The organism is Shewanella sp. 30m-14 (assembly GCF_052977125.1).
This window is the reverse complement of the sequence record NZ_JBRILW010000020.1, coordinates 40851-52926: the sequence shown is the minus strand read 5'-3', so window position 1 is coordinate 52926 and position 12076 is coordinate 40851. Positions and strand designations below refer to the sequence as shown.

Annotated in this window: 9 protein-coding genes; 4 read left to right on the top strand and 5 right to left on the bottom strand. The window is 44.3% G+C overall.

Going from position 1 to position 12076, the window contains the following annotated elements; all coding sequences use genetic code 11:
• Nucleotides 1-58: 58 nt before the first annotated feature.
• From ACVBIU_RS14775 to ACVBIU_RS14765, 3 genes are all read right to left on the bottom strand, one after another.
• Nucleotides 59-1513, bottom strand: coding sequence for a methyl-accepting chemotaxis protein (locus ACVBIU_RS14775; protein ID WP_447164139.1), 1455 nt, complete (start codon nucleotides 1511-1513; stop codon nucleotides 59-61).
• A 108-nt stretch (nucleotides 1514-1621) separates the two neighbouring features.
• On the bottom strand, nucleotides 1622-2110 hold the full coding sequence (locus ACVBIU_RS14770) for a DUF1097 domain-containing protein (protein WP_447162056.1): 489 nt from the start codon (nucleotides 2108-2110) through the stop codon (nucleotides 1622-1624).
• A gap of 352 nt (nucleotides 2111-2462) precedes the next feature.
• A complete protein-coding gene (locus tag ACVBIU_RS14765; RefSeq protein WP_447162055.1) occupies nucleotides 2463-3107 on the bottom strand; it encodes an MBL fold metallo-hydrolase in 645 nt (214 codons plus the stop codon).
• Nucleotides 3108-3403: 296 nt separating this feature from the next.
• Here ACVBIU_RS14765 and ACVBIU_RS14760 point away from each other — a divergent pair, with 296 nt between their 5' ends.
• Complete coding sequence (locus ACVBIU_RS14760) at nucleotides 3404-4705, top strand: alpha/beta fold hydrolase (RefSeq protein WP_447164138.1); 1302 nt, start codon at nucleotides 3404-3406, stop codon at nucleotides 4703-4705.
• 219 nt (nucleotides 4706-4924) lie between these two features.
• A complete protein-coding gene (locus ACVBIU_RS14755) occupies nucleotides 4925-5119 on the top strand; it encodes a DUF4250 domain-containing protein (protein ID WP_447162053.1) in 195 nt (64 codons plus the stop codon).
• A gap of 74 nt (nucleotides 5120-5193) precedes the next feature.
• Here the strand turns inward: ACVBIU_RS14755 and ACVBIU_RS14750 are convergent, their stop codons facing one another.
• Nucleotides 5194-6252 (bottom strand): UDP-glucose--hexose-1-phosphate uridylyltransferase, encoded by a 1059-nt coding sequence (locus tag ACVBIU_RS14750; protein ID WP_447164137.1) that lies wholly within the window; start codon nucleotides 6250-6252, stop codon nucleotides 5194-5196.
• A 604-nt stretch (nucleotides 6253-6856) separates the two neighbouring features.
• On the opposite strand from ACVBIU_RS14750, the gene ACVBIU_RS14745 reads away from it, so the two are divergent.
• Together ACVBIU_RS14745 and ACVBIU_RS14740 are read left to right on the top strand one after the other, a co-directional pair.
• The gene (locus ACVBIU_RS14745; protein ID WP_447162051.1) at nucleotides 6857-7750 is read left to right on the top strand and encodes a LysR family transcriptional regulator; all 894 of its coding nucleotides are present in this window, start codon (nucleotides 6857-6859) and stop codon (nucleotides 7748-7750) included.
• Between the two features lie 287 nt (nucleotides 7751-8037).
• Entirely contained in the window at nucleotides 8038-9909 is a 1872-nt protein-coding gene (locus tag ACVBIU_RS14740) for a methyl-accepting chemotaxis protein (protein WP_447164136.1), read from the top strand.
• A gap of 95 nt (nucleotides 9910-10004) precedes the next feature.
• Here the strand turns inward: ACVBIU_RS14740 and ACVBIU_RS14735 are convergent, their stop codons facing one another.
• Nucleotides 10005-12059: a glycoside hydrolase family 97 protein gene (locus tag ACVBIU_RS14735; protein WP_447164135.1), complete on the bottom strand. Its 2055-nt coding sequence runs from the start codon at nucleotides 12057-12059 to the stop codon at nucleotides 10005-10007.
• Between the last annotated feature and the right edge of the window lie 17 nt (nucleotides 12060-12076).

The window sequence follows — 12076 nt, the reverse complement described above, 5'->3', positions numbered from 1 at the left end:
CCTCACAAAAAAGCCAGCAATCTGCTGGCTTTTTTATGATTAAAATAAAGGAGTTAGCTTAATTTTTTACCAAAGTATATTGACCTAAAATCTGTTCAAGTCCTTTTGATGAACTCGCTAAGCTGCTGGCCGAACTCACCGAGCTTTGCGCGGTTTCTTTAATTATTTCCGCTTGACCGCGAATATCATTCAGTTGTGTTGAGATCTCACGAGAGGCTGCACTTTGCTCTTCTGACGATGCTGCAATTTGTGAACTCATATCAAACACAATACTGATTGAACTGGCCATACTGTCAACGTCATGGCCTACTGATTCGATAGCTACACGACCTTTGTCAGCTTGTGAGACGATCTCATTTGTAATGTCTGACAGCTTACCCGTGCCCATTTGCAAGCCCTCAATCATAGACTGGATCTCAACCGTTGCTTGCTGTGTGCGGCTCGCTAACGTGCGAACTTCATCTGCAACAACGGCAAAACCTCTACCTTGCTCACCTGCACGAGCAGCTTCAATGGCTGCATTTAACGCCAGTAAGTTAGTTTGCTCAGAAATGCCGTTAATCGTAGTCACCATTGCACCAATTTCTGTTGCTGCATGGTTTAAGTCCTCTACTGACGCCGATGCTTCAGAAATTTTGCTCGTCAGCACGCCTATACGGGTTACCGCTTCAGCGATTTGAGTTTGACTATTAGCCGCTTGCGCCGCATTTTGCTGAGTTTGCTCAGAGGTATTAGATGCACTATGAGACACCTCCTCCACCGCAGCCGTCATCTGCGACATGGCTACAGCTACAGTATCTAAAAACTGATGCTGAAAATGCGTCAACTCTTCACTGCGACTCGCTTGCTGGGTAAACTCGTCAGCTGCATTATTCAGGGTTTGAACATTGCTTGAAATCGCCTGCACCATTTCACTCATGTTATCGGCACTTCTATCAATTTCACGGGCGATAAGGCTGAAATCATCTTTACCGAAAAAGTGAAGTCTATGGGTTAAGTCACCATCAGCAAGTCGCTTAATCGCCATGTACATATCCCATAGCCCGCCACCTAATGATGTCGACACCCAATAACTCAAAAGATACAAGGGCAGTAGCCCAACAAAGGCCAGAAGTAGCATTAGATTAGCTTGTGAAAGTGCCTGCTTCTCCCAGCTCCCTACATGCACTTGTTGACTTAGCGCGCTGCTACCCACTTGTGCACTGACTAAAAGCATATCACCATGGCGTGAAGTCGATAGCGCATTGCTAACTTCAATTCCCGCTTTTTGTGCAAATTTGCTCAGCGAACTGCCTGTAAGTTGTTCTGCATTAGCGATATTGGCATAAGCATCAATGCTTGATTGTGCGCGTGCCAATGAGGTGGATTCGATAAACTGCTTACTGTGATGATAGTTTGTTAATGCGACGGTGGCACTGAGCAGTGTCACCATAGTACAAAGTAGCCAAAATTTGCCATTTAGACTTAATTTGATCAACAGAGCGTCAATCTTACGGAAATTAATCTGTTTCATTCTATCTTCCCTTGGCCAAAGCCACCCTCAAGTACGGTCCGGCTCTTCACCGAACCATAGAGGTTACTATTATTATATTTATTGATGTACCGTAAAGCAGACTGTTTGTTAAGACTCATTGGCCTCAGCTGTGACACTACCCTGCATTTTCTTGGTTAAACTGATCAATTGGCCAGTAAGTAAACTCATGCAGTAACCGAGTACCGCGCCCAATAGTAATGGCGGAATGATGGCAGCAATATCGGCACCCATGGCAAAAGTGATACAACAGCCAATAAATGCGCCGGGGATAAATGCCAGTTTTTGATGGCTAGCCTGCAAGCACATTGCTGCCGTTGCGATCCCCGTTAAGGTGTAACCCAGTAATGGCGAGACAAAGAAGCTGCTCCCTGAAATAATTAACCAGCCCCAGAAAACCCCAGAAAGATTGGTAGCCATGGCCATCAACATGCCTTTTACGCCGGCATGAGTCTGGGCAAAGAAGGTGCTACAGCTTAGAAAACCTATCCAGGTAACAAGATGTAGTACATCTGCCACACCGGCCCAAATAGCTGCAAGTAATCCTGCTGAAATAGCAATCTGCCAACGATTTTCCATAGCTTACCTCTTTACCGTTAACCCACTTACAGCAAGTGAGTTACTATCAGGTGATCTAAATTACCTTTTTTATATGTAAAAAAACACGATCTAGCGCCAATTATCCGGCTTAATTGCCGATAAAGTGCACAAAAAGCCCAGTTTTGTAGTAAAAAAACTAATTTAACGCTGCAACAAGGTAAACAAACAGACCAATATAAAATATTCAAAATATGGCTTATGCCTTAGGCCTTGGTTGTAGTCTGGATGAAATAGCCAATAAAAAAGCGCCTAAAGGCGCTTTTCAACTCGGTGATATTAGACCGATTGCAAAGTAGAACTGACTCACGCAAACAACAAATTGATGCTACCGTTAGTCAAATAATTGATCGGCAACAAATGGGTTTTGTACTCGTTCATCCCCAAACGTCGATAATGGACCATGGCCAGGAATAAACTGCACATCATTACCCAAAGGCCAAAGCTTTGTCGTTATCGACTCAATTAAATCTTGATGGTTTGATAATGGAAAATCGGTTCTGCCGATAGAGCCTCTAAACAAAACGTCACCGACCCAAGCTGTTTTACTGTCTTTAGCAAAAAACACCACATGTCCTGGAGTATGACCCGGGCAATGGATCACATTGAGTACTTGCTGACCCACGCTAACCTGGTCACCTTCTTCAAGATATTGTGTCGGTGCAAAGGCGTCACAATGTACAAACCCAAAGTGCTGACTTTGTTTCGGCAAACTGTCGAGCCAGTAGTCGTCAGCCTTATGAGGGCCAATAATAGGCACATTCAGTTGATCCGCTAATAATTTTGCCGCACCAACATGATCAATATGACCATGAGTCAGTAATACTTTTTCCACCACCACTTTGTTTTTAGCAGCTTCCTCTAGAATACGTTCAATATTACCACCGGGATCGACCACAGCCGCTTTCATGGTTTGCTCGCACCAGATTAAACTACAATTTTGCTGAAATGGGGTGACGGGTATTAACTGATACTTCATCGATAATCACCTAAGGCTCTATGTTTCGCTGTGAATGAATAAAGATTACGCCATGTTGGGCTTTTCGACTATCTATTATTAGGATATTTTGCTCTAACGCTCACAAAATCTGCATTAAATTTTTGCCCCATCCTAACTCCGTTTGTCGCTTTATCTTTCCTGCGGGATAAACACTGCATTGGTCATATTTTTTGGTATACAATCGTCAACACTCGTTCGCTGTCAGTTCAGTGCAAAACTGACATAGCAATCCTAAGTTATAACCTAACAAGAACTCTTTATAAAAGGTCGACTCGATGACTTCTGAATGTTCAGCCCAACTCACTTTTGCAGGCATGATTGCCCGTAAACATCAATTTCGTTTACCACTTAACTATCAAGAACCTGATGGCGAGCAAATTTCAATATTTGCCCGTGAGCTCTCAAGTCCAGACAATCAGGGTAAAGCCTTACCTTTTATTGTTTTCTTTCAAGGCGGACCTGGGTTTGGCGCCGTGCGCCCCGCGGCGAATGGTGGCTGGATCAAGCGGGCTCTTAAAGAGTACCGCGTGTTGCTTCTCGACCAACGAGGTACAGGCCTTTCAACGCCAGTAAGCTATGCCAGTTTGGCGCATCTGTCTGCCAGCGAACAAGCCGAATACCTGACCCACTTTAGAGCCGATAATATCATTCGCGATGCTGAGTCTATCCGTAAACGGCTCACCGATAATGAGAAGTGGACCATTCTAGGACAAAGCTTTGGTGGTTTTTGTGTACTTAAGTACTTAAATGATGCCCCTGAAGGCTTAACTGAAGCCTATATCACGGGTGGCATTCCGTCACTGACTCGCAGTCCAGATGAGGTTTATCAAGCGACCTACAAACGGGTACTTGCAAAAAACCAAGACTTTTTTAAGCGCTTTAGCGATGCACAAGACTTGATTAAAAACCTAGCCAGTCATATCCAAGCAAACCCAGTAACCTTAGCCACTGGCGAGCGCCTTACTGTCGAGATGTTGCAGCTGCTCGGGATCAATATTGGCATGGAGCAAGGCCCTGAGAGCATCTATTACCTGCTAGAGCAGGCGTTGATAGAAACGGCATCGGGTACACAAGTTAATCCGCTGTTCCTCGCGCATTTTTGTCAGTTGCTTGATTACAACACCAATCCAATATTTGCACTGCTACATGAGTCTATCTATTGCCAACAAACTGCGTCTAACTGGGCCGCTCACCGAGTGAGAGCTGAGTACCCTGAGTTCAACTACAGCAGCGAAAAGCCTTTCTTATTTACTGGCGAGATGATCTACCCATGGATGTTTGAGCAGTTTAATAACCTAAAACCCCTGCAACAAGCATCGAAGCTTCTGGCACAAAAACAGGATTGGCCAACCATTTACCAAGCCGACACACTTGCAAATAATCAAGTCCCCGTTACCGCTGCTATTTATAGTGAAGATATGTTTGTAGAGATGCAGTACAGCCTAGAAACCGCTGTGAAAATCGGTAACCTTAAGTATTGGCTGACTTCAGAATATGAACACAATGGGATTCGAATGGATGGTGAGCACATCCTCGATAGATTAATCACAATTAATCGTGGGGAAACGCTACGTTAATTAATAAACACTTAAGCTTGATGGAACATTATGTAATCTGTTCCTCACCTGTATCACTTTCGCAAGCCTTATTAAGGCTTGCTTTTTTTTGCCTCATTTTGTCGAAGACCCCTCACTCTATATCTGTATTGGAAAATCTGCCATTAACGGCACATACTTTTGCTATGACCCTAAATTGTTGCCCCTTAACTTGTGAGCATATGTGCTTAAGGTAAATAGATGAACAGTGATAAACTCGATACGCTACCTGGCGAGATCTTAGTCGGCATTGCTAATGAGCACCTACGTTTAAACTGCAAAGACCGCCAGGCGCTGTTTTATGATCTTGATATTGCAAGTGAACTACTAGAGCAAAAATTGGCTGCAAGTGGCTTTGTGTACGACAAAAATTGCAATCAGTATAAGCCGCGTTAACTTAATATCGATTTACTTACTTCTCTATTTACCTATTTCTTTATTTGGCTGCTTGGCTGCTTGGCTGCTTGGCATTAATTGCAATCCAACGTGTAGTGGGCCCCACTTGCATGCCGTAGTCGCATTGCCGCCTGCTCTGGGGTGATATCACGCTGAGTTTCAGCCAATAACTCATAGCCAACCATAAACTTTTTAACGCTAGCGCTTCTAAGTAATGGCGGATAAAAGTGAGCATGCAGGCGCCATTCTGTATGTTCACAGCCATCAAATGGTGCGCCCTGCCACCCCATAGAGTAAGGAAATGAACACTGAAATAGATTGTCGTAGCAGGTTGTTAACAGCTTTAAGATCTCCGCTAACGAGGCTTGCGTAGTGTCGTTTAGCTCTGTCATACGCTGAATATTAAACCGAGGTAATACCAAGGTTTCAAAGGGCCAACCCGCCCAATACGGCACCACCACCAGCCAGTCATCATTACTCACCACAATCCGCTCTTGCCGCGTTAACTCTTTCTCGACGTAATCAGCTAATAAGTTACTGCCGTACTGCTTCTCATACTCCAATAAATTTCGCTGTTTTGTCTCTATTAAACTGGGGAGCTGTTGCTGCGCCCACACTTGTCCATGAGGATGCGGGTTAGAGCAACCCATCGCAGCACCTTTATTTTCAAAAACCTGTACCCAAGCATAGTCTTGCCCAAGGTCAGCAGTTTGCTCACGCCATGTATTAATGACCTGCTCAATTTCCGGAACAGATAACAAAGCTAGTGTTTTAGAATGATCGGGGGAAAAACAGATAACTCTGCTTTCGCCTCGCTCGGTGCTAAATTTAAATAGCGGATCATCAACACTCGCTTGCGGCGTATCGGGCACTAAAGCTGAGAAGTCATTTTTAAACACGAAAGTGGATTGATAGTCAGGATTGGTTTCGCCGTTAACTCGAATATTACCTGCACATAAAAAACAGTGAGGATCATGACTTGGGGACGCTGAGAGAGCTGGCGCTTCAACCTGTCCTTGCCAAGGACGCTTTGCACGATGAGGAGCGAGTAACACCCACTGAGATGTTAATGGGTTATATCGGCGATGAGAGTGCTCGCTAGGATCAAAATGTACATGGGTTATTTGCGTCATGACCAAGAATAATAGTAAAGTTTAAATACCCTATGCTCAGCTAGTTAGGCTTAATAGTCATTCCTAAAAAGGCGCATTTAGCTCCTAAAAAACAGCTCTGATGATTATCTCAGCGCAAATAACGTATCGGCTCAATCGAGGCAGAAACGCTACGCAATAACAGCACCTGCATGCGACTAACCAGATAACTAAATTGATAACTACCTAAATAACTACCTAGATAACTAAACTAATCCTAGCTAGCACGCTTGTTAGAGTGTCGCACTGAAATCTTTCATTACAGCGCTTGCGATTATAGCCGAGCCTCAATCAATAAATTCAAACTAGTGCTAGAGCTACAGCTACAGCTACAAACTACAAACTCTTATACAGCTAAAGACTCAGTTAAAAATTTAAAATGATTACACTTCATAATTTTAATAATATTACGTTATCATTAGTTTGTACTTAGCCAACTAACATAGCGGTCGCCTATCTACTATTCACTCGGTTAATGATTAGCATTCTATTAGCTACATTCAAGCAACTATATTCAATTGACAATTAGTGTTCGGCGCACCAAGCCAAGCTCAACGCAAAATATACATCAAGGTCGGAGATCTTTATGCTCAATCCCATTTGGTTAAAAACATTTAAAACACTGATAGATATTGGCCATTTTACTCAAACGGCTGAGAAATTGTACATGACTCAGCCTGGTGTCAGTCAGCAGATCAAAAAGCTTGAGCAAGCTTGTGGCCATTCCCTTATCAAACGTATTAATAAACAGTTTGAAATTACCGAACAAGGGCGTCAGGTCTACGAATATGCGCGAAAAGTGGCGGCTCAAGAAGATGAGTTGCTAGAAAGCCTAGATTTTGATGATCCCTATTCAGGACAATGCCGTCTATCGTGCTCAGGTGCTTTAGCGCTGTTATATTATCCCAAGTTGCTAACCCTACAACAGCAACACCCTGCACTATCGACCTATATCGAAGCGGCGCCAAACTATAAAATACTTAAAGATATAACCGAAGGAGCTGTCGACATAGGCGTGGTCACTCAAATCCCTAGCGTAAGTGAGTTCCATTATGAAGCGATAGGCCATGAGCCCCTTTGTCTTATCATGCCAAAACAGTATCAAAATACAGTCGTTGATACTCAATGCCTATTGCAATGTGGTGTTGTAGCGCACCCTGACGCTGCGCACTACCTATCACGTTATTTTGACCAATGCGCAAATCCTGAGTTTTCAGAGCTCAATATTGAGACTTTACCTACCACAAGCTATGTCAATCAGCTAAGCCAAATCCTTGTGCCAATCTCTCAAGGACTGGGGTTTACCGTACTCCCAAAAAGCGCATTTGATAGCTTTGCAGATAAAGAACTGCTGTATGTCCATCGCCCGCATTCTGCCGTGACTGAGCCCCTTTACTTGGTTTATAAACGCAACCGTGAACTACCAGCACGTTACCACGCCGTACAAGCGCTATTACAATCAAGCCACAAGCACTCATAGCACTCATAGCACTCATAGCACTGGCAATTAAAGTCTGAATTTATGCTTTATGTGCTAAAGATGCTGTCAAGCCGTTAAGTTTTATTTTCGCCCCTCCTTTATATAAAGTGTTAAACAGGTCTAATTGTGTAATTTTTTTACACTATTAGACGCCTCACGCTATTTACTCTTGGTCTTATATGCGAAAATAGCAAAAACGAGTAGTTAACTTTCAGTTAACGACTCATCAGAGCGCTAGTGTCCCTACCAGCCTGAACTTCACCTAACGTGTAAAATTAGACCTTAATATGAACTCCTATTCGCTCAAGAAAAAGATCCTTATCTCTGTTGTGTTAGCCTTTTCCATCGTAATTGGACTGCTATCATGGCAAAGTTTTTCCAGCCAAAAGCAGCTACTACTGCAAAGCAGCGCTGACCAGGTCAGGCAGCTTGGCGAGCAGCAAGCGGCTCGAATTGATGAATGGCTAGCCGATCGTCAAACCATTATTAATGCTACCGCGACAAAAATTGACGGTGATAGTTTAAATGTACTGCAGCAGGCTCAACTTTCAGCCCCTTTCGAGCTGGCGTATTTCGGTTCACAAACGGGATTAATGCTAGATTCCGATCCGAATATCGACCGTACAGGCTATGATCCTCGTAGCCGTGATTGGTATAAGCAAGCCATGGCTAAACAGCGCCCCATCTTAACGAAACCTTATATCGATGTAGCCTACAATATTCTAGTGGTGACAATGGCGCAGCCTGCTAAAGGCGGCGTAGTCGGTGGCGACTTATCGATTGCTAGCCTAGTAGATAGCGTTAACAACATGAAATTGCCTGCAAAAGGCTACGCCATCATGATGCATAAAGATGGCACTGTTATCGCTTATAAAGACCATGCAAAAGCCATGGGACCCATACAAAATATTGACCGCGAGCTTAATGCTCAAATCGCGTCTAAAAGTCGTCAAGCGGGTAGCTTGTTACCGCTTTACTTTGAAAGTGAGGGACGTGACAAGTTACTTTGGGGCTCTGAAGTCCCCAATACTGATTGGGAGCTTATTTTTGTTCTCGATAAAGAAACCTTGGAAGCACCGCTAAGCAAATTACTACTGACCCAACTTGGGTTGTCAGCACTTGCGCTGCTTTTTAGTGTACTTGCCATCTCGTGGTTCTTAAGCATTCTGCTCGCGCCATTGAGCCGCGTCTCCCAAGCACTAGCCCATATTGCTGACGGTAATGGCGACTTAACCCAGCGTATTGAAGTGGATACTCAGGATGAAGTCGGTGTGTTAGCCACAAGTTTTAACCGTTTTGTAAGCAGCCAACACCAACTGATAAGCCATATTCGACAACTCGCCAATGAGTTAGATAGCGATGCCCAACACAGCTTAGTGACCAATCAAACCACGGTAGACGAGTTACAACGCCAGCAACAAGAAGTGGCTATGGTTGCAACGGCTGTGACAGAAATGGCCAGTGCTACCCATGAGATCGCAGCCAACGCCGAAAACACAGCGACTGCGGCGCAGCAATCTGCCACCAACAGTGAAGAAGGCAAAGACTTAGTCGACAAAACTCGCGGCACGATTAATTCGTTAGCAAACGAAGTCGGTGAAGCGACCAATGTGATTGGCGAATTAAATCTTCATGCACAAGCTATCTCAGGCATCTTAACAACCATTCAAGGCATTGCTGAGCAAACTAACTTATTGGCATTAAACGCAGCTATCGAAGCCGCTCGCGCGGGTGAGCAAGGCCGAGGATTTGCCGTGGTTGCCGATGAAGTGAGAGTCTTGTCACGTCGAACTCAAGACTCAACACAAGAGATCTACACCACTATCGAAACCTTGCAAAACACCACAAAAAAAGCGGTGTTATTAATGGAAAGTAGCCAAGGGCTTGCCAGTGACAGTGTTACTGATGTTAATGCCGCGGCCCATGCACTAGAGGAGATCACTCAAGCGGTTAATGTGATTTCAGATATGGCAGGCCAAATCGCAACTGCAGCCGAGGAGCAAACTCAGGTGACTAATGAAATCACCCAAAACACGGTAGCGATTAAAGATGTGACAGATGACATTACTGAGTCAGCATTAGCACATCTGGATCAAGCGCAAGCACTAAAAGATAGAGCCGACAACCTCAACTCAAAGGTCGCAACCTTTATCTTGTAAACGCTAAACTGCGATAAATAGAGCGATAAAAGGGAAGCCTAATCTGTGAATGACACAGCTAGCGCTTCCCTTTTTGTTTCTAATACATAAACTGATTAACGCGGCGTTAAGTGCGCCACCCATCCGCCACTGGGGGCAAGGGTAATATTTATTGCACTCTTTGCTGTCACCGTTTCAGTCTTAGTTTGATAATCACTGCCATATTTATCGGCGTTATTGCCATCGGCGAAACTGCTCATCTGATATTGCTGTGACTCGCTCAATCCGAGCAAACTCAAGTCCAAGGTAAATTCGCGTGGCCTTGAGTTACCCATTACACCGATAAACCACTGTTTACCTGAACGCCTTGCGATAATAATGTGATCACTTATTTTGGCAGACAATACCTTAGTTTCATCCCATACCGTTGGCACACGGGTGATAAACTCAGTGCTTTCGTGTTCACGCAAATAATGAGACGGTGTATCTGCGAGCATCTGCAATGGGCTTTCAAACACCACATACATCGCCATCTGGTGCACTCTTGTGGTTTTACTCATTGGACGATTAAAATTAATCCTGAAATTATCGGGTTGAGCATTCACCATCGCACCAGGAGTGTAATCCATTGGGCCCGCAAGCTGGCGGATAAACGGCAGAGTTAAGTTATGCTCGGCGGTGATGTAATCGGCCCATTTATTATGCTCAAGACCACGCACGCCTTCTCGAGTGATCACATTGGGGTAAGCACGGCGTAGACCCGCTGGCTTATACGAGCCATGAAAATCGACCAAGAGTTTATGCTTAGCGGCCTGCTCAGCAATCTTCCAGTAATAGTTGACCATGGCTTGATCGTCTCGCTGCATAAAGTCGACTTTTATTCCCGCTGCGCCCCACCGCTCGAATAGTGCTAATGCCTGCTCAAGTTCATTGTCTAACGTCTTCCAGATCACCCAGAGGATCACATCGACGTTTTTACTCTTACCGTAGGCAATAATCTCTTTAACATCGATATCATCGACAACATTTAACACGCTGTCTAAATGATGCCATCCCTCATCCAATACTATGTACTCGATGCCATATTTGGCTGCAAAATCGATATAGTACTTATAGGTCTGAGTGTTAATCCCGGCTTTAAAATCGACGCCAAACACATTATTAGCGTTCCACCAATCCCACGCCACTTGCCCGGGTTTCACCCATGTAGGGTCAATAGCTAACTCGTCTGCTAATAAGTACGACAACTCGTTAGTGAGCAAGTCAGCATCAGCTTGGCTAATGGCAAAAATTCGCCAAGGAAAAACGCCCGCTTTAGGTGCAAGCTCTATCGACTTTCTCTTAGCAAGATAGTCTGCGCGCTTGAGGATATTCTCATTTCTATCAGAGTCTTGTTTAAGTTCACTATCAAGCACGACATTGGCAAAGCGAGCGTTAAAGCCTAATGCGTTGCTGCCTTCAAGCCATAGCCCCGGGTAATCCCTCAAGCCCGTTTCGGTAATAACGAGTTTAATACCTTTGACATTGATACCGGCATCAGCGTCAACAAGCAGCGGCAAGCTAGCAAACTGCTCAGGCGTAATTTCAGATAACTTTTTAGGTAAGTACAAACGTTCATTATGGCTAATAAAGCTGGATTCTTCGGGAAACAGTACCGAATGATCAGCAGCAAAATTAATCCCTACCGTTTCAGCCATCACCACTAGCTCTCCCCGCTGTTCAGTGCTAAAGCGGTAGGCTAAACCTTGATCAAAGAGCCTAAAAGTGAGTGTAAGCTGGTTATCAAAAGTAAATGCCAATTGATTGTATTGCTCATGTACCCATTTAGACTTTTGCTGTACATGGGGCTGTAATTGACGATCGACACTCGTTCGCGCCATATCAACAAGTTTTGCCTTAGATAAATTAGCCTGCATGCCTTGAATCACTATGTCGGCGACGGCATCTTGCAAAACGGGCTTACCGGATACGGTTAATGAGTAATTAACTCCTGATTCAGCGTCTTGAGAAACACGTAATTGCAGTTGCCCATTGGGTGAGGCTAAGGTGTATGCCACCGTGTTTTCAGCGGAATGAGCTAGATTAGCGGCATTAACCGGAATCGATAGCACAAGGGGAAAACTGGCAATAAATAAAAAAAATGCTGCAAATTTATAGGGATGGATAATCATAGCGGTCTCGTAGGCAA